At 47.7% G+C, this 18,840-nt stretch carries 18 protein-coding genes; 15 read left to right on the top strand and 3 right to left on the bottom strand.

Going from position 1 to position 18,840, the window contains the following annotated elements:
• The first annotated feature begins 76 nt into the window (after positions 1-76).
• From ACYQ2E_RS09345 to ACYQ2E_RS09320, 6 genes are all read left to right on the top strand, one after another.
• Positions 77-1,153, top strand: a complete 1,077-nt coding sequence (locus tag ACYQ2E_RS09345; protein WP_460017801.1) for a PIN domain-containing protein — start codon at positions 77-79, stop codon at positions 1,151-1,153.
• A 235-nt stretch (positions 1,154-1,388) separates the two neighbouring features.
• Entirely contained in the window at positions 1,389-1,754 is a 366-nt protein-coding gene (locus ACYQ2E_RS09340) for a PadR family transcriptional regulator (protein WP_460017800.1), read from the top strand.
• A 19-nt stretch (positions 1,755-1,773) separates the two neighbouring features.
• On the top strand, positions 1,774-2,118 hold the full coding sequence (locus ACYQ2E_RS09335) for a DUF1048 domain-containing protein (RefSeq protein ID WP_460017799.1): 345 nt from the start codon (positions 1,774-1,776) through the stop codon (positions 2,116-2,118).
• A 1-nt stretch (position 2,119) separates the two neighbouring features.
• The gene (locus ACYQ2E_RS09330) at positions 2,120-2,464 is read left to right on the top strand and encodes a DUF1048 domain-containing protein (protein ID WP_460017798.1); all 345 of its coding nucleotides are present in this window, start codon (positions 2,120-2,122) and stop codon (positions 2,462-2,464) included.
• Positions 2,465-2,541: 77 nt separating this feature from the next.
• A complete protein-coding gene (locus ACYQ2E_RS09325; RefSeq protein ID WP_460017797.1) occupies positions 2,542-3,351 on the top strand; it encodes an ABC transporter ATP-binding protein in 810 nt (269 codons plus the stop codon).
• Positions 3,348-4,106, top strand: a complete 759-nt coding sequence (locus ACYQ2E_RS09320; protein WP_460017796.1) for an ABC transporter permease — start codon at positions 3,348-3,350, stop codon at positions 4,104-4,106. The genes ACYQ2E_RS09325 and ACYQ2E_RS09320 overlap by 4 nt, the downstream gene beginning before the upstream one ends.
• 56 nt (positions 4,107-4,162) lie before the next feature.
• On the opposite strand, the gene ACYQ2E_RS09315 is transcribed toward ACYQ2E_RS09320, so the two are convergent.
• Positions 4,163-4,666 (bottom strand): GNAT family N-acetyltransferase, encoded by a 504-nt coding sequence (locus ACYQ2E_RS09315; RefSeq protein WP_460017795.1) that lies wholly within the window; start codon positions 4,664-4,666, stop codon positions 4,163-4,165.
• 101 nt (positions 4,667-4,767) lie between these two features.
• Here ACYQ2E_RS09315 and gltX point away from each other — a divergent pair, with 101 nt between their 5' ends.
• Entirely contained in the window at positions 4,768-6,219 is a 1,452-nt protein-coding gene (gene gltX, locus ACYQ2E_RS09310; protein WP_460017794.1) for a glutamate--tRNA ligase, read from the top strand.
• 102 nt (positions 6,220-6,321) lie between these two features.
• Positions 6,322-7,686, top strand: coding sequence for an MATE family efflux transporter (locus ACYQ2E_RS09305; RefSeq protein ID WP_460017793.1), 1,365 nt, complete (start codon positions 6,322-6,324; stop codon positions 7,684-7,686).
• A gap of 66 nt (positions 7,687-7,752) precedes the next feature.
• On the opposite strand, the gene ACYQ2E_RS09300 is transcribed toward ACYQ2E_RS09305, so the two are convergent.
• Positions 7,753-10,035 (bottom strand): Xaa-Pro dipeptidyl-peptidase, encoded by a 2,283-nt coding sequence (locus ACYQ2E_RS09300; protein WP_460017792.1) that lies wholly within the window; start codon positions 10,033-10,035, stop codon positions 7,753-7,755.
• 139 nt (positions 10,036-10,174) lie between these two features.
• Here ACYQ2E_RS09300 and gla point away from each other — a divergent pair, with 139 nt between their 5' ends.
• Positions 10,175-11,038: an aquaglyceroporin Gla gene (gene gla, locus ACYQ2E_RS09295; RefSeq protein WP_460017791.1), complete on the top strand. Its 864-nt coding sequence runs from the start codon at positions 10,175-10,177 to the stop codon at positions 11,036-11,038.
• 47 nt (positions 11,039-11,085) lie between these two features.
• On the opposite strand, the gene ACYQ2E_RS09290 is transcribed toward gla, so the two are convergent.
• The gene (locus ACYQ2E_RS09290) at positions 11,086-11,817 is read right to left on the bottom strand and encodes a CPBP family intramembrane glutamic endopeptidase (protein WP_460017790.1); all 732 of its coding nucleotides are present in this window, start codon (positions 11,815-11,817) and stop codon (positions 11,086-11,088) included.
• A gap of 157 nt (positions 11,818-11,974) precedes the next feature.
• Between ACYQ2E_RS09290 and ACYQ2E_RS09285 the strand changes: the two genes are divergently transcribed.
• From ACYQ2E_RS09285 to ACYQ2E_RS09260, 6 genes are all read left to right on the top strand, one after another.
• Positions 11,975-12,658: a CppA N-terminal domain-containing protein gene (locus ACYQ2E_RS09285; RefSeq protein ID WP_460017789.1), complete on the top strand. Its 684-nt coding sequence runs from the start codon at positions 11,975-11,977 to the stop codon at positions 12,656-12,658.
• Positions 12,648-13,577: a serine hydrolase domain-containing protein gene (locus ACYQ2E_RS09280; RefSeq protein ID WP_460017788.1), complete on the top strand. Its 930-nt coding sequence runs from the start codon at positions 12,648-12,650 to the stop codon at positions 13,575-13,577. The genes ACYQ2E_RS09285 and ACYQ2E_RS09280 overlap by 11 nt, the downstream gene beginning before the upstream one ends.
• Before the next feature lie 119 nt (positions 13,578-13,696).
• Positions 13,697-14,266, top strand: a complete 570-nt coding sequence (locus ACYQ2E_RS09275; protein WP_460017787.1) for a hypothetical protein — start codon at positions 13,697-13,699, stop codon at positions 14,264-14,266.
• Between the two features lie 198 nt (positions 14,267-14,464).
• Entirely contained in the window at positions 14,465-15,796 is a 1,332-nt protein-coding gene (gene murC, locus ACYQ2E_RS09270) for a UDP-N-acetylmuramate--L-alanine ligase (RefSeq protein WP_460017786.1), read from the top strand.
• Between the two features lie 120 nt (positions 15,797-15,916).
• The gene (locus tag ACYQ2E_RS09265) at positions 15,917-17,101 is read left to right on the top strand and encodes an acetate kinase (RefSeq protein WP_460017785.1); all 1,185 of its coding nucleotides are present in this window, start codon (positions 15,917-15,919) and stop codon (positions 17,099-17,101) included.
• A gap of 314 nt (positions 17,102-17,415) precedes the next feature.
• Entirely contained in the window at positions 17,416-18,603 is a 1,188-nt protein-coding gene (locus ACYQ2E_RS09260; RefSeq protein WP_460017784.1) for an acetate kinase, read from the top strand.
• Positions 18,604-18,840 lie beyond the last annotated feature (237 nt).

Raw genomic sequence — 18,840 nt, 5'->3', positions numbered from 1 at the left:
AATATCCGCTGCGAGGTGTGATATAATAAACAATATACTATTTTAATTTAAGTATAAAAAGAAAGGATTTTTTACTATGAGACGTATTATTGTGTACGTCCTAGCGGCAATTATCGGCGCATCTGTCGGAATCACAGCCTTTCCAGAGGCTTGGGAACTGATTGGACAGCAGCACGGCTTTTGGAATCATCAGTGGTTTAACGGAATTATTGGTGCATTTATTTTTCTAGTAATCATATTTTTCCTGATGAATTCCATTTTGGCTGGGCTTAAGCGGCTTGATAACATAGTTGCAGGACTCAATTTGTCAAAAAGTATTTTTACTGTAGTAGGAGTAATTCTGGGCTTGCTTCTAGGCCTTTTGATTAGTCTTCCCATTTCGATGCTGCATATTCCAGTTTTGTCGAATGTTTTGGCGGCACTGGTTATCATAGCACTGGGATATTTGGGCTATGTCATTTTTTACCGGCGAGGCGAGGATATTGCTCGAACAATTTTCCGTCAAGGTAAAAGAATTAATGCTGCAAACGATGACGAAAATGCTGATGTAAGTAATGATACAAAGACTGATAAAAATATTAAACTTCTTGATACCAGCGTTATCATTGACGGCCGCGTCTTTGACATTATTAAAACTGGCTTTTTAGACGGGGAAATCATTGTGCCGAATTTTGTTTTGCTGGAATTACAGACTTTGTCGGATTCTAACGATGTCCTCAAGAGAGCCAAAGGGCGGCGCGGGCTTGATTTGGTCAATAGCATCCGGGATGAAATCACTATTTCTGACCTGGATTATAAAGATTTAAAAGAGGTTGACACCAAGCTTTTGCGCTATGCTGTTGAACAAGGAGCAAAGCTTGTCACGAACGACTTCAATCTGAACAAGCTGGCCGAGATTCAAGGGGTCAAAGTGCTGAATATAAATGACCTGGCCAATGCGGTCAAGCAGCAGGTCATGGTTGGCGAAGATTTATCAGTGGTCATTGTGAAGGAAGGGACTGAGCGCCATCAGGGAATTGCTTATCTGCCTGATGGAACGATGGTGGTCATTGAGGACACGGACCGTTTAATCGGCAAAACTGTTTTGTCAACGGTTACGAAAGTTTTGCAGACAAGTGCCGGCCGTATGATTTTTGCGGAAGTTAAAAGATAATTCTTCCAGAAGTCGGGAACTTGTTGCTTTGGAAAAAGGTTGAAAAGCTCAGAAAATGGGCTTTTTTCATTATGCTGTGAAAGCTTGTGCTTCAAGCGATAATGGGCATTTTCTCGAAAAGGACTATTTTGTGATACATATTAGTTGACAAGATTAGTACTCTGTGTTATTATGTAGCTGTAGTTAGTAATGCAGAATATCATTACTACAAAATACTGAGAAAGGTAACGAAATTATGGAAGACATCACAGAAATGCTGAAAGGCTCACTTGAGGGCTGTGTACTTGAAATCATCAGCCGCGGCGAGACTTATGGCTACGAGATTACTCAAAAGCTGCGTGAACTTGGGTTCACAGACATTGTTGAGGGAACTGTCTATACGATTACGATGCGGCTGGAAAAGAATGGCTTGGTTATGATTGAGAAGCGCAAGTCAACGCAGGGACCGCCGCGTAAGTTTTATACGCTGAATGAGGCTGGAAGGGCAGAGCTGAAGAAGTTCTGGAAGAAATGGGACTTTGTTTCTGGAAAAATTGAGGAACTGCGTATGCCTGCTCATCAGTCAGTTGAATATGGAGTCATACAGAATACTGAGAAGTAAAAAGAAAGAGTGAATAATAATGGCTGAAAAAAGAAATATTATTGACCGTGCGCTTGGTCTTGAAGAAAAGAAAGTCTGGCGAGAGTTTGAGGCGCGGGCGAAGGCATTGCCGGACGGCTACTATGAAGATTACAAGCAGATAAAGAAGTATCTCTGGGTGAGCGGACTGACGAAGTGGGAAGATTTCAAGTTTGTTTTTGACCATATTCTGGACTTGCTTGAAGAGGTGGCGTCTGAGGGAAGAAAGCTGACAGACGTGACGGGTCCTGATGTGGCGGCTTTTCTGGATGAAATGGTTGATAGTCAGACAAAGACTTGGGAAGAGAAGCAGCGTGAGAAGCTGAATAAGAGAGTTGGTGATTAAAATGGCAATGTTGGATACGATTTTTGGTAAAAATTGGCGCGAGGAAAAGAGAGAGTATCGTGAGCTCCAGGCGCGTGTGAAGGCTCTGCCTGCGGATTATCAAACGACTTATAAGGCGATTGAAAAATACAGCTACAATACGGGGCTAGTGGGCAATGACTGGCAGAGGTTCTTTGATTTGCTTGAGTTCTTTGAAGTTTCAGCAATGGATGGTTTGCCGGTCAAAAATGTTGTCGGCGCTGATGTGGCCGAATTCTGTGATGTTTTCTTTGATAAAGAATCCGGAAATGTCAACTGGCTGGATAAGCATCGCAAGACACTGAATGATTATTTTGCTAAGAGATGAAATCATCTCTTAATTTTACGGCAGGTAGTCAGTAATACTTATATTCAGTAGCATAAAGTAGCAAGGAAAATAGAAATATGGAAAACATAATTGAAGTCAGAGGACTAAAAAAATCCTTTACGACAAAAAAATCAACAAAAGAAGTTCTGACAGGTGTAGATTTAACCGTTGAAAAAGGTGAAATCTTCGCGCTGCTCGGCACAAACGGCGCAGGAAAAACCACAATGATTAACATGATGACAACGTTGATGAAGCAGGACGAGGGAACAATCAGAGTCAATGGTTTTGATACACTGAGGGAAGCAATGAAGGTACGCCAGTCTTTCAGCCTAACCGGCCAATTCGCGGCTGTGGATGATATTCTCACTGGACGTGAAAATTTAGAGCTGATTGCGAAGCTGAGAAAGGTCAAAAATCCGAAAAAAGTCGCGCTTGAGATGCTTGAGAAGGTCAGCCTGACAGAAGCGGCGGATAAGGCTTTGGCGGCGTATTCGGGCGGGATGCGACGTCGTATTGATATTGCCATGTCGATGATTGGCGCGCCGGAGGTGATTTTCCTGGATGAGCCGACGACAGGTCTGGACCCGGAGGCTCGCATTGAGGTTTATAAGCTGATTGAGAAGCTTGCCGACAGCGGTACGACTTTCTTCCTGACGACGCAATACCTGGAAGAGGCAGAGAAATTAGCCAACCACATTGCGATTCTGCACGAGGGGCGAATTGTGGCAGAGGGAACGTTTGACGAGCTGAAGAAACTGATTCCAGCACCGAAAATTGAGATGGTTGAAAAACAGCCGACACTTGAAGACATTTTCTTGAATATTGTCTCCAAACGAACAGCAGAACCAGAAGCGACACAGAACACAGAAAGTGAGGCCGTGAAATGATAAGAGACACTATGATTTTATTCGGCAGAACCATGAAGCATATTACCCGCAGCGCGGATACGATTATCACGACGGTCATGATGCCGGTGGCTTTCATGCTGCTCTTTGTCTACGTCTTCGGCGGCTCGATTAAGCAGTCACTAGGCAGTGGTACTGCATATATTAACTACTTACTACCGGGAATCCTGATAATGGCCGCAGCTATGGGCACTTCCTACGTGGGCTACCGCCTTTTTGAAGACCGCCAGAAAGGCATGTTTGCCCGAGTCAAATCAATGCCGATTAAATCTTCCAGCTTCCTCTGGGCGCATGTGCTGACCTCACTGATTTCGAACCTGATTTCATTCGCGCTCATCATCGTTCTGGCGCTCATCATGGGCTTCCGCACAGGCGCGAACCTAGGCGCCTGGCTCGGCGTCATTGCCCTGTTTCTCCTCCTGACCCTAGCCTTGACCTGGCTCAACGCCATTCCGGGGATTTTGGCAAAATCAATGACAGGTGCGAGTGCATTGGCTTATCCGCTGACATTTTTACCGATGCTGTCATCGGCCTTCGTACCCACTGAGACAATGCCTGGGCCTGTGCGCTGGTTTGCGGAGAATCAGCCTCTCACTTCCATTACGAATGCCATTCGGAATTTGCTGAATCAGCAGCCAGTCGGTCAAGGCGAGCTTTGGACAGCGCTGCTCTGGATGCTTGTTATAACAGTGATTAGCTTTATCGTCGCAAATTATTTATATAAAAAGGCAGTTTAGGCAAATGTGTACAAAAAAATCCGGACAAATCGGATTTTTTTGTCTGGTTTGTTAAATCATATTTTCGCGAGGTTAAGCACCATGTTGTACCAGGTTTCTCCGCCCAGCTGGGAAGCTGAGAGTCCTTCGTTGACAAAGCCTTTTGCCTCATAAAATGGAATGAGAGAGTCAATACAAGTCAGGCTGATGATTTTGAGGTTTTCCTTTGCCTGGGCACGCTCAATAAAGTTCTGGAGCAAATCAGAGGCCAGCTGCCGGCTGCGGTACTTAGGGAGAACAGCTAGGCTGAGGACTGTCTGAACTGTGTCTTGTCTTGAGTTTGCCTGAGTTTCTATGAAAAGTCGGTCGTCAATGTAACGCGTCTTGATTGTCGGGCCGAGGCAGATTCCCGCAACTGCACCATTTTCCGTATGAGCGACTAGGAAAGTGTCAGGAATGAGCCGGATTTTGTCGCGGAAAGTCTGCTCTGACATTGCTTCGCTGGCTGGAAAGCTGCTGCGCTCAACATTCAGGATGCCTGCTAAGTCACTTGTTTTGGCTGTGTCAATTTTGAATTTCATGATAGATAATTATAACATTTACCTGAGAAATGCTTCATTTTCAATCCGTCTGAATTTATGGTAAAATAGCATGAGTTTATGAGATATTCAAGGAGAATCAAATGAGCGATAAGATTCGTGTGCGTTATGCGCCGAGCCCAACAGGTCTGCTGCATATTGGTAACGCACGTACTGCACTGTTTAACTATTTGTTTGCCCGTCATTTCGGCGGCACTTTTATCATTCGTATTGAAGACACCGACCGCAAGCGTCACGTGGCGGACGGCGAGCGTTCGCAGCTGGATAATCTGCGCTGGCTGGGCATGGACTGGGATGAGTCGCCCGAGACCCACGAGCATTACCGCCAGTCTGAGCGTTTGGACATTTATCATCAATATGTCGAGCAGCTTTTGGCCGAGGGCAAAGCCTTCTATAGTTATGTGACGCCGGAGGAGCTGACAGCGCTTCGCGAGGAGCAGGAGGCAGCACATATTGCCCCCCACTACGTGAATGAGTACGCCGGCATGGATGAGGAAGCCCGGAAAGCTTATGTGGCCGAGCGTGAGGCTCAGGGTATTGTACCGACTGTCCGCATCAAGGTGCACGAGACACGGGTGTATGCCTGGGACGACATCGTCAAGGGTCATACCAGCTTTGAGGGCGGAAATATCGGCGGTGACTGGGTGATTCAGAAGGCCGACGGTTACCCGACTTATAACTTTGCGGTGGTGATTGATGACCATCTGATGGAGATTTCGCACGTTTTGCGTGGAGATGACCATATTGCCAATACGCCGAAGCAGCTGATGATTTATGAGGCGCTGGGCTGGGAGCCGCCGGTTTTCGGACATATGACGCTGATTATCAATACGGAGACGGGCAAGAAGCTGTCAAAGCGCGACACGAATACGCTGCAGTTCATTGAGGATTATCGGGCGAAGGGTTATCTGCCGGAGGCGATTTTCAATTTCATCGCCTTTCTGGGCTGGAATCCCGGCGGCGAAGAGGAAATTTTCAACCGTGAGGAGCTCATCAAGCTGTTCACGCCGGAGCGTTTGAGCAAGGCGCCGGCTTCGTTTGACCAGAAAAAGCTGGACTGGATGGACGGCGAGTACATCAAGAAGGCGGATTTGGCAGATGTCATGGCCTTGACGAAGCCTTTTCTGGAAGCTGCTAACCGTTATGATGCGCACGCCGAGGAGCTGGTCAAGCTTTATCAGCCGCAGCTCAAGTACGGCGAGGAAATCGTGGAACTGACGGATTTCTTCTATAAGCCCTTCCCTGAGCTCGGAGAAGCTGAGCAGGCTGTCATGGCAGAGGATACTGCTTTGACTGTTGTCAAGTCATTCTACCAGCATGTTTCTAGCCTGTCAGAAGCTGAGTTTAAGGCAGACTTTATCCTGCCCTTATTTAAGGAAGTGCAGAAGGAGACGGGCGTTAAGGGGAAGTCGCTCTGGATGCCGATTCGCGTGGCAACGACGGGTTATGTGCATGGGCCGCAGCTGCATGAGGCGCTGGAGATTCTTGGCCGTGCTGAGACTTTAGAGCGTCTGGAAAATGCGGTTAATCATTGATTGAAATAGAGATGGGACTTGTTTTTGCGGCAAGTCCTGTTTTTTGTGAAAATAAATCGATAAATATTTTGCTTTTCAAGGCTTAAATGGTAGAATAAAGGCATGCACGATCTTACCACTGGCAGCATTTTCAAAGGCATTATTTTATTCACTGTTCCTTTACTTATCGGCAATTTTTTCCAAGTTTTTTATTCGACCGTTGACACGCTGATTGTCGGGCAGACGCTGGGTCCTATGGCTCTGGCTGCGGTCGGCGCGACCGGCGCGATTAACTTTTTAATTGTAGGCTTTGCGCAAGGCATGACGGGCGGTCTTGCCATTATTATTGCGCAGCGTTTTGGGGCGAAAGATATTGACGGTGTGCGGCGTTCTTTTTACACGGGGCTGCTTTTTACGGTCTTGATTTCTCTGGTTCTGGGCATTATTTCCTCGATTTTTCTGCAGCAGATTCTGGAGCTGATGCAGACGCCGGCAGATTTGATTACAAACAGCCGTAACTTCATGTATTTCGGCCTGGGCGGCATGATTGTGCCGAACCTTTATGCCTATCTGGCCAATGCGCTGCGCTCTCTGGGAGACTCGAGAACGCCGCTCTATGCGATTATTCTGGCATCTGTGCTGAACATCGGACTTGAGTATCTGTTCATTTTGGGACTGCACGCAGGCGTCTGGGGCGCGGGACTCGCGACCTTGATATCACAAGCTTTCTCCGTGGCCTTCCTGATTATTTATATCAAGAAAAAAGTGCCGGATTTTCACTTCAATCGCAGCGAGATGCACCCGGGCAAGGAAGAAATCAAGGAACACGCCCGGCTCGGCTTCCCGATGGGCTTCCAGTCATCTATCATCGCCATCGGCTCCATTACGCTGCAGGTGGCGCTCAACATGCTGGGCGAAAATGCAGTGGCGGCAAATTCGATTGCTTCAAAGGTCGACCAGTTTGCCATGCTGCCGATGATGTCGTTAGGCCTTGCCATGGCCACCTTTGCAGGGCAGAACTATGGTGCTAAGCGCTACAAGCGTATTAACGAAGGCTTACGGAACGCACTATTAATGGGCGTTATATGGTCGATTGTCTTTGCCGTGCTGCTGCAGACTTTCCATTTTTACGTTACCACAGCATTTATTACGCGCTCAGCTACCAGAATCATTGATTTGACGCAGATTTACTATCGGGCAAATTCCACATTTTATTGGCTGCTGGCCATCCTTTTCATTACGCGAAGCACCTTACAGGGTCTGGGCAACGCGAAAATCCCTACAATCTGCGGCTTCATGGAGCTGGGAATGCGCGTGATAGTCGCGATTATCGGCGTTTCTATGATGAGTTATGATATTGTTGTTTTTGCTAGTCCAATGGCTTGGCTTGGTTCGACCTCGGTGCTGATTCCCACTACAATCCGTATGTACCGCTCTTATAAATCGGCTAGGGATGGTGAAGATTTATGGACAAGAGAAGCAGTTTAGTGAAAAAATTCCATATTTATTAGAATTAAAAAGTGAGCTTTGATTTGCTCACTTTATTGTTTAGGTCTAATTCGGCAATATCAGTTTCGACTGGGAAAGGTCAATTTCGTATGTGGCCTCACGGTTATCACGGACAGTGTGCTCAAAGTCGGTGCTGTAAATCAGGAGGCGCAGTTTATCCGCTGCATCAAGACTGTAAATGGTCGGAAGCAGCGGAATTTCCACGGTCATCCATTCGCCGGGCTGGACAGGACGGATGCTGAGGAGTCCTTCACGGTTCTGGAGGTTGAGGAAGCCTTTGCTGATGACTTGATAGGGGCTTGGACGCAGCGGGATTTCGAGCAGGTGTTCTTGCTTGAAGAGGCGTCCGCGGTCAAGGCTGAGCGGCTCGATTGGAACGGGTGCATCAGGCAGGCGTTTTTTTGTACCAAAGTCGAGTAATTGTACGGAAACGAGTCCTTTGCTGTCGTTGATTTTGAGTTTCAGTTCAATTTTTGCTGTGCCGTTGATGGTCAGTGCAGACGGCAAACTAAGGTCAAGTACGGCGGCGTTGTCGATGATTTTTCCTTCGAAGAGTTCGTTCTTGAAGGTCTGGAAATTCTGACCGTATCGGACAAAATCAGCGTGTTTGTATGAATTCTCGAAGCTGACGTGATGGTCGCCCAGCGGAATCACCGTCTCATCAGATTTCTCCCAAGCGTCAACGCTTGTCCAGTGCTCGTATTGACCGTTTTCCTGCAGGACGACAGCGGGCAGCTCCAGATTCAGCGGTCTGCTGAGCAGTTTGGCTGAGAAGTAAGTATTAATGACTTCTGTAAAGTCAATTGACTGCCAGTTATGAATCGGCAGGTGCGCACCGCGGTGCAGAAAGGCATGTTTGCGCGCGCCAGCGGGCAGCGACTTCCAGTAGTTCAGCGCCTGGTCAGTTGTGACGTTGAAATCCTGCAGACCATGCAGAATCAGCACATCGGCCTTGACATTGTGCACATTGGGCAGGTAGTTTCTATCTTCCCAGAACTGATTATAATCGCCGCTTGAACGCTCCAAATCTCTGGACATTTCAGCCAGTTGTGTCTGATATTTAGAGTTGCCGGCCAAATAATCTGCGCCAGCCATGTTCCGTGAATAGGTGAGCTCGGCCAGCGAATCTAAATCCTCACCTGGGAAACCGCCAGGTGAGCGCACAAGCCCCCCTTCGCGATAATAATGGTACCAGCTGGAAATGCCTGCCTGCGCGAGAATGACTTCTAGCCCGTCAACGCCTGTAGTCGCTACTCCGTAGGACATAGTACCCAGATAGGACTGTCCAGTCATCGCGACCTTGCCGTTGGCCCAGTCCGCCCGGATTTCCTTGTCACGCTGACGCGAAGTGAAAGCCCGCGCACGCCCGTTCAGCCAGTCAATCACGGCTTTCATCGAGTAAATCTGCTGATAGTCGCCGGAGGTCTGGAAGCCGTCGGAGTCCTTGGTGCCGACGCCTGCCACGTAAATGGAGGCAAAGCCGCGGGCCAGGAAGTAGTCGTTGAGTGAATAGGTCCAGCTGTGGGTGAAAGTCTGCTCGGCCTCATTAACAACTGCTTCAGCGGGCTTTTTCTCGTAGCCTGGGTCTTTCGGCAGGCGCGCTGTGACAGAAATTTCGCCTGGTGTCTTTTCAGCTAAATCTCCTTCCATTTTGTGCAGCGCCTTGTCGCTGGCTGCGTCGTTCATGCCGGTGTGATAGGGACTGGCGGTCATGACGGAGGGAAGCTCGCCGTTGAAAACTGGGCGATGGATTTCTACGTAGATGAGGTCGTATTCGCCGCGATTCTGTGTGTCAAGCGGTGTTTCTACCCAGATTTTCTCGCGTTTGACGCTTGATGTATCAAAAGTCGCCAGCGCCTTGTCGTTGAAGAAGTGGTATTGGTTGTCGACCGGCAGCAGGCCTTCGCTGACCCAGTACTCAACCAGGGTCATGCCAGTTTTGCGCCGGGACAGTAATAACAGGTAGAGCGCGGAAATCAAGTTTTCGGACGAAAGTTCGCCATTTGTGCGCGGTAAGTTGACAGTTTTGGCAAATTCGTCTGCTTTCTCGACTTCAAACTCAAAATTCACAACGAAATCTTGCAGTTGTAGTGCAATTGTCCAGAAAATATTCCAGTTTAGAGTCTCGTCAGATTTCAGAAAATCTGTCAGATTCAAATCAGTCGTGGCTTGCAGCGCGCGGTCGTCAATTGGCGCTTTGTCCAGAAATTCTTTCAGGATAGTTTTTGTGTCGCTTGAGCTGGAAAGTTTAAAGCCGAGGGTCTCAAGCTCGGCAAGCTTCTCCGCCAAAGTCTTTTCGACGATTGAAAAATGATTAAAATGTACCATGTTTTGTTCCATGCTTTCGTTCTTTATTGTTATAATTTTACCATAAATACGGCAAAACGCTTACAATTGCTGATTCCTGACATATCTTGATAATTTTGTTATACTTAAAAACGATACTAATTCGGAGGCTTTATTTAAATTGGATTATTCTTGGACTGTGAAGTATATCACAGAGTTTATCGGCACGGCTTTTCTGGTTATTCTGGGAAATGGCGCGGTGGCGAATGTTGAGTTAAAAGGAACGAAGGCGCATGGGCAAAGCTGGCTGATTATCGGCATCGGCTATGGTGTGGGCGTGATGGTGCCGGCGCTGATGTTCGGAAATGTTTCGGGCAATCATATTAATGCGGGTCTTACGCTGGGCTTGGCTGTGGCGGGTCTTTTTCCCTGGGCGCATGTTCTGCCTTATCTGATTGCGCAGCTGCTGGGCGCTATCGCTGGGCAATTGCTGGTCGTGGCTGCCTACTTGCCTTATTACCGCAAGACAAGCAATCCGAATGCGATTCTGGGCTCATTTTCAACGATTTCGGCTGCAGATGACGGCAGCAAGGCTTCACGCAAAGTGGCAACCATCAATGGCGCGCTGAATGAATTTATCGGCTCATTTATCCTGTTTTTTGGTGCAATGGGCTTGACACGGCTTTACTTTGGTGCGGAGACTATTCCATTTATCACAAAAGCAATGTCCGGCAGCGGGGCAAATCTGTCCGACCTGGCAAATGTCGCGCAGACAAAGATTTATGCCTTTCCGGGTCTTGCAATTGCGCACATGGCTTTAGGTTTTCTTGTCATGGTGCTGGTCGCGAGTCTCGGCGGTCCAACAGGGCCAGGACTTAATCCCGGCCGTGATTTCGGACCGCGCCTGGTGCACTGGCTTCTGCCGAAATCGGTGCTTGGTCAGTCTAAAGGCGACAGTAAATGGTGGTATGCCTGGGTACCGTTCGTCATGCCGATTTTGGCCGGTATCAGCGCAGTCATGCTTTTCAAGGTAATCTATCTGTAAAATAAAAAAATTCAGCGTGAAAGTTGAATTTTTTTATATCAGAAAGACTAAAGAATCTGAGTCAGGAAGAAAACGACACCGCCGAATGTATTCAGTAACATATGAATGGACATATTCAAGTAGAAATTTCGGTATTTGTAGTAAAATCCAGTCAGAATAATTGCGTAGAAGCCGTAGACGAACAAGCTCGGCAGGTCACTCGGCCCGTGCGCAGCCGTGAAGAGAACGATGGAAACCAAAGCCGCCCAGTTTTTATGATTGGGCAGGAGAATCTCGAACGCGCCTACCCGGAAAACCAGTTCTTCAAAGAAGCCGGCCAGCATGATTGTCAGGAAGTAGATGAGAAAAGGAATCTGCAGAGCCAGTGTGTCCAGCGCCTGCTGGTTATCTGTTGCGACAGACGAATTTGTCAGAATTATTGTGATGATGTTGACCACAAAAGCTGAAAAATAAAGCATCAGGAAGCCGATAACCATGCGTCCCCAGCGGAAGAACTTCCAGCTGAAAGGCGGAATCACGTCGTATTTTCGGGCCGCACGATAGGCAAGCCAGACGAAAGTGCCGACAACAGCTGCCCAGATGAGGATTTCAATGCAGTCACCGACAAGATTTCTTCCAGTATTTTGATTGATTCCCATAAAGATTTGCAGCAGAAGCATAGGAATCTGCGAAGCCAGCAGCAGCCAGAACCAGCGGCGGAAACGCTGCGTCAAAACACACAGCAGGATGATTCCAACGACAATCACGACAAAAATAATCAGAGAAAGTATTGAGTTCATAAGTAGATTATAGCAGAAAAGCTCGAAAATTAACAAAATGCATTTTTAGCCAGAGGAGGGCCAAAATTTGATAAAATATAGAATAAGTTAACTATAAGTTGACATTTTTCCAAATATTTAATTTTTAAGAAAATCAAGTGCCTGATGAGGAGGTAAAATGAAAGCAGAGAAAATTCTTCCGGTTTACCGTATTTACAATCGTGAAACAAATCTGAAGTTTTTCAGAGATGTTCTCGGCATGAAAGTGTTGCTGGAAGACGGCCCGATGGTAGAATTGGGCGGTCATAAAGCTGGTGAGACGCGCATTTTGCTGGAAGAGACACCAGAAGAGAATTACCGCCTGTCGGCAGATAGAGTCAAGAAGCATCACCGAACGGTATTGCTCGCCAGTGCAGCAGAAGTCGCTTCTATTTTCCGGGAAAATAAGGCCGCCAAAGCAGTTGAACTCCAGGGAGCGAAAGGCTTTTCAGTTATTTCCCCGGAGGGAGATGAATTCTGGCTGATAGAATCGATGCAGTTTGAGGGCAAAGAAGCCCAGGGACTGTCAGATTTTTCTGTGGCTGAGGTAGAATTAAATGTGGCTAGCGTCACAGCAGCGAAGCAAGATTTTGAAATATTTGATGAAATTGCAGATAAGTTTAAACTGACATTTGCAGAGCGGGCACCAAGTAATCTTGAGTACACCTGGGACATTGAAGCCATCCAGATTCAGCTCCCGAAAGAAGCAGATTTTAACCAGCTATTCGATAGATTTTCTGCTTTTGCGCCTTATCTGGACCCGGAGCGCGACCTTTTGTCGGTCGCTTTACCAGAAGGAATCGAGCTCTGGCTTGAAAAATGAATTTCTTGAACGCGTGAATTCCTATTTGAATCAAGGGATTTTCCAAAGCTGTGAATTCGCGCTTATTCGCGGCGCAAAAGCCGAAGAGTATTTTTTCAATGCTTCAGCTGATGGGAAAGCGGGGCAGCTCTGGGATTTAGCTTCTGTGTCAAAGGCTGTCGGTGTCGGAACGGTGCTGATTGACAAAATTTTGGCGAATGAAATCGAACTGGACGCTACTTTGCAGAGTTATTATCCGGCCTGGCACGAATCGACGGTGACGATTCGCCAGCTCTTGACGCATACGAGCGGGATTAATCCTTTTATTCCTCATCGCGACCAGCTGGATGCGGCGGGTTTGACGGAGGCTATGAATCAGCTGGAAGTCAGTTCTGACAGGGCTTTTAAGTACACAGATGTGAATTTTATTTTACTAGGCTTCATGCTTGAGCAGCTGGAGGGTCAATCTCTGGCAGAAATTTTCCAAAAAAGGATTTTTGAACGCTGGCAGATGACAGAGACCAGTTATGGGCCGGTTGAAAATGCGATTCCGACGGTGGAGAATCGGCCGGCGGGAATTGTTCATGACCCGAAGGCTCGGGTTCTTGGTGTGCACTGCGGCTCGGCGGGGCTTTTTAGCAGTCTGTCTGATTTGGAGAGGTTTGTGCAGGGCTATTTTGCGGATGACAAGTATTTACAGCTGCTGGCGAATTTTGCTGAGTCGGGGGATAAGGCGCGCAGTCTGGCCTGGGATTTGCTGCCGGGCGGCTATTTGCTGCATACTGGCTACACGGGGACTTTTGTTTTAATGGATTTGCGTGCGCAGTCGGCGATTGTTTTTCTGTCGAATCGGGTTTATTATCGTGACGAGCGGCTGAAATGGCTGAAGGACAGGGATTTGCTGATTTTGGACTTTCAAAATTTTCTTGCAAATGTTTAAGTGATTTCATTAAATTTACTGATTTTTTTCGGAAAAATCAGCGTTTGCCTTGACAAAGTTTTTCATATAGAGTAAAATTAGAAAAGATCATTTAAATCGGGGATTATAGGGGTTTGGCTATGACAATAAATTTTCCACTTTATCCGGATGAAATGACATTTCCGCCGGACAATAGGCCGCTGATGAATAATCAGCAGATTTTCACGCGCCTGCCGAGCCGTAATCAAGAAGAGTCCTTGACGCGTCTGATGGGCTTCGGCGATGTACAAAGTATACCTTCAAAATTGCCTCAGAGCCAGCGTACAACTTATAATTCTGTCAAGCGCCCTCTCGGCTCCCCGGAGGCGGCCGAGCCGGTGAATACTTACGAGCGCAGCCATCGCCGTACGGCTGTGGAAGAGTCGAAAGAGAGAGCGAAACGTGCAGCGGTACAGCCGCGGCGTCCGAAAGGTTATGTTTATCCGACGGAGCGCGTGCGTCCGACCTTGCACTCGAAAATTGAAGAGAAGCCTAGAATCAATGAAGAGCGTCTGCATGAGTACCAGAAGCGCAAGGAGATGAATGTCTCCAGCAAGGTGACCTTTGACAGCGCCAGCGCTGAAAAAGCGATTCAGGGTGACCTTTTCTCCAGAGAGGCAACAGATTATTTCAAGCAGAAACGAGAAAGTCTGTTTGACCGCGGGGTCTAAAATAAATCATAAAACAGCCGAATTTCTATTCGGCTATTGATATGGCCAAATACAGATAAATGCTACAAAAGTCGAACATTTGTACAAAAGCTGTTTTGAGCTGTGAGTGAATGCTATTTAAGCTGAGCTCTTGAGCGGATGCTATTTAAGCCCGAGCTCTTGAGCGAATGCTATTTAACGAAAGGTATCATACAATACATGTCAAAAACTTATCACTTCACCGGAATTAAAGGCGCGGGCATGTCTGCGCTGGCGCTTCTGCTGCATCAGATGGGCAAAAACGTTCAGGGCTCGGATGATACAAAGTATTATTTTACCCAGCGCGGCCTTGAGCAGGCGGGGATTCCGATTCTGCCTTTCAGCGCGAAGAATATCAGGCCTGAGTATGAGCTGATTGTCGGCAATGCTTTCCGGGCGGATAATAATGTGGAAGTGGCTTTTGCAGAGCGTAATAATTTTCCGTTTAAGCGTTATCACCAGTTTTTGGGCGAATTCATGCAGAATTTTATTTCAATCGGTGTGGCGGGTGCGCATGGAAAGACGTCAACTACGGGCATGCTGAGCCATATTTTGTCAAATCTGGAAGACACGTCTTATTTGATTGGCGACGGGACGGGGCAGGGGCACAAGGATGCCAAGTATTTTGTCTTTGAATCGGACGAGTATGAGCGCCATTTCATGCCTTATTATCCGGAATACAGCATTATCACGAACATTGACTTTGACCATCCGGATTATTTCCATGATATTGACGATGTTTTCTCGGCTTTTCAGGATTATGCCAATCAGGTCAAGAATGCGGTTTTTGCTTTCGGCGAGGATAAATATCTGCGCAAGCTGAAAAGCAAGACGCCGATTTTCTACTATGGTGTCGGCGAGGATGATGATTATCAGGCGCGCGACATTGTCAGAACGACGACGGGCTCGACTTTCACGGCTTATTTCCGAGGTGTGCGGTTAGGTGAGTTCACGTTGCCGGCTTTTGGTAAGCACAATGTGATGAATGCGTTGGCGGTGGTTGCGGTGCTGCATCAGCTTGGTGAAGACATGGCGAAATCTGCGGAGTATCTGGCTACGTTCAAAGGCGTGAAACGCCGTTTTTCCGAAAAGAAAATCAACGATATTGTGATTATCGACGATTTTGCCCATCATCCGACGGAGATTGAGGCGACGCTGGATGCGGCCCGCCAGAAGTATCCGGAGCGCGAGATTGTGGCGGTTTTCCAGCCGCATACTTTTACGCGGACGATTGCGCTGCTGGATGAGTTTGCGGAGGTTTTGAACCACGCGGATTCGGTTTATCTGGCCGAGATTTACGGCTCTGCGCGCGAGGTTGACCATCATGATGTGAATATTCATGATTTGGCCGATAAGATTCAAAAGCCGGCCAAGGTGATTCCTGAGAATGATATTTCGCCGCTGCTTAATCATGACCAGGCGGTCTATGTCTTTATGGGCGCGGGTGATATTCAGAAGTATGAGTATGCTTTTGAGGAATTGCTGGCGCAGTTGACAACGAACACACTGTAAAATTCGACATTTATTTGAAGATTGTCCAAATTATAAACTGTTTTGAACCGCGTCGCGGTTCTTTTATTTGTCGCATTGTGATAAAATAAGAGAATAACATTTGAAAGAAGATTATTGAAAATGACCAAAACACTTGCAGTTAATGCCGGAAGTTCATCGCTGAAGTGGCAGATGTATGAGATGCCTGAGGAAAAAGTGATTGCGAAGGGGCTGATTGAGCGTATCGGCCTGCCGGATTCTGTTTCGACCGTTACCTTTGGGGAGACGAAGGACAAGCAGGTTTCTGATATCCCTGACCACAAGACGGCGGTGAAGATTCTGCTGGATGATTTGAAACGTCTTAAGATTGTGGCGGATATCAATGAAATTACGGGTATCGGGCACCGTATCGTCGCTGGCGGCGAAGATTTTAAGGAGTCAACTCTTGTTACTCCGGAGGTTTTGGACAAAATTGAGGCGCTGTCGCCTTATGCGCCGCTTCATAATCCTGCCGAAGCAGCAGTTATGCGGGTCTTTGACGAGGTTCTGACGGAGGCAACTTCGGTGGCAGTGTTTGACACGGCTTTCCACACGACCATGCCTGCCAAAGCTTACCGCTACCCAATGCCTAACAAATACTATGATGAGTATTCTGTCCGCAAATACGGGGCTCACGGGACTTCACACATGTATGTGGCTGGTGAGGCTGCAAAGCTCCTGGGCAAGCCGATTGAGGAGACGAAGATTATCACGGCGCATATCGGCAACGGCGGCTCAATCACGGCGGTGAAGGGCGGCAAGTCTGTCGATACGTCAATGGGCTTTACGCCGCTGGGCGGTATCATGATGGGCACGCGCTCCGGCGACTTGGACCCGTCAATTCTGCCGTTTATCATTGAGCGTGATTCTGAGCTGAAGGACGCGCAGGATGCGATTGACATGCTGAACAAGCAGTCCGGTCTTCAGGGCGTGTCCGGCATTTCATCAGATATGCGCGATATTATTGATAATATGGATAAAGATGCCAATGCGAAGCTGGCCTTTGACATGTATGCGGACCGGGTGAAGAAGTTTATCGGTCAATATCTGGCGGTTTTGAACGGGGCGGATGCGCTGGTCTTCACGGCTGGTGTCGGCGAGAATTCGATTCCATTCCGCGAAGCGGTGCTGGACGGGCTGGATTGGCTTGGCATCAAGGTTGACTCCAGTAAGGATGTTTTCGGTGCGACGGGTGACATTTCCCTGCCCGAATCTCGCGTGCGTATTTTTGTGATTCCGACGGATGAGGAGCTTGTGATTGCACGCGATGTTGAGCGACTGAAGTGAGCGCAGCGAATGTAAGGAGCTCAATTGAGGGAGGCTTTGACGCACTGCGACTCGACTAGGTGCTTCAGCGCTGTAGCGAGAGTGGACAGCAGTCACTTGTGTAGGGTGCAGACAATTTCAGAAGCTTCAGCTTCTAGAAATTGCTAGAGCTTTAGCTCCATGTGCGTCACGACCGAGCGACTGAAGAAATAAATTTTGATTATGACACTTCGAGGAATCGGAGTGTTTTTCTAATTTCAGGTGAGATTTTGTTTTCGCCCAAAAATATGATAAACTTAAATCTATAAATAAACGCTTTCAGAAGGGACTAGAAAATGGTAAAAACACTCGCAGTCAATGCAGGTTCATCGTCTTTAAAATGGCAGCTTTTTGAGATGCCTGAGGAGCGCGTCATTGCTAAAGGAATTTTTGAGCGCATCGGTCTGCCGAACTCACGCTCAACCGTCAAATTCAATGGTGAGTCGCATGAACGTGCCATAGATATTGTTGACCACAAGCAGGCTGTCCTGCTCTTAATGGACGAGCTGATTCATTTTAATCTAATCAATGATTTCCGCGAGATTACGGGAATCGGCCATCGGGTTGTGGCCGGCGGCGAAAACTTCAAGGAATCAACAGTCATCACGCCCGAGGTTCTGGAGCAGATTAAGTCGCTTTCAAGTCTTGCGCCGCTGCATAATCCGGCAAATGTGCTCGGTATTGAGGCTTTTCAGCGTCTTTTGCCGGAGGCATTGGCAGTGGCGGTTTTTGACACGGCTTTTCATACGACAATGCCCGAAGAGGCCTACCGCTACCCGATTCCGACAAAATATTACGAAGACTTTGCGGTTCGCAGGTATGGGGCACATGGGACTTCTCACAAATATGTGGCATATGAGGCTGCCAAGGTGCTCGGCAAGCCGCTGAATGAGTTGAAATTAATCACAGCGCATATCGGCAACGGCGCTTCAATCACAGCGATTAAAAACGGCGAATCCATTGACACATCGATGGGCTTCACGCCGCTGGCGGGAGTGATGATGGGGACGCGCTCGGGGGACCTCGACGCGTCAATTATCCCTTATCTGCTTGAGCATTGTGAGGATTTGAAGTCAGCACAACAATTAATTGACGAATTGAACAATAAATCCGGCATCCTTGGTGTGTCCGAACTGTCCAGCGACATGCGCGACCTTGAGACGGCAGTGGCTGAGGGCAATGCCAAGGCCATTCTGGCCTATAAGATGTTTGTTGACAGGTTGAAAAAGTTCATTGCCCAGTATTTCGGTGTGCTGAATGGCGCTGATGCACTGATTTTCACTGCCGGAATCGGTGAAAATGATACAGATGTCCGGCGTGATGTGGTGGCGGGCTTGTCCTGGTTCGGCATGGAACTGGTGCCGGAGCTGAATGTCCGTGGGGCGAACGGGATTATCTCGACTCCGGAGTCAAAGGTGAAGGTGCTTGTCATTCCGACCAATGAGGAATTAATGATTGCCCGGGAAGTTGAGCGATTGAAATAAGATGTGAGGCACGCCCGTTATGAAGCGTAAAGATTTAGGAAATTGAGGTTCTGCCGTAAGGCAGGTTCTCAATTTATCTAATCTTCTAGCTTCAGGCGTGCCGAACTCAGTTGAAATAAGATGTGAGGCACGCCCGTTATGAAGCGTAAAGATTTAGGAAATTGAGGTTCTGCCGTAAGGCAGGTTCTCAATTTATCTAATCTTCTAGCTTCAGGCGTGCCGAACTCAGTTGAAATA

Source organism: Lactovum odontotermitis, from assembly GCF_054658595.1.
This window is presented reverse-complemented; position numbering and strand designations above follow the sequence as displayed.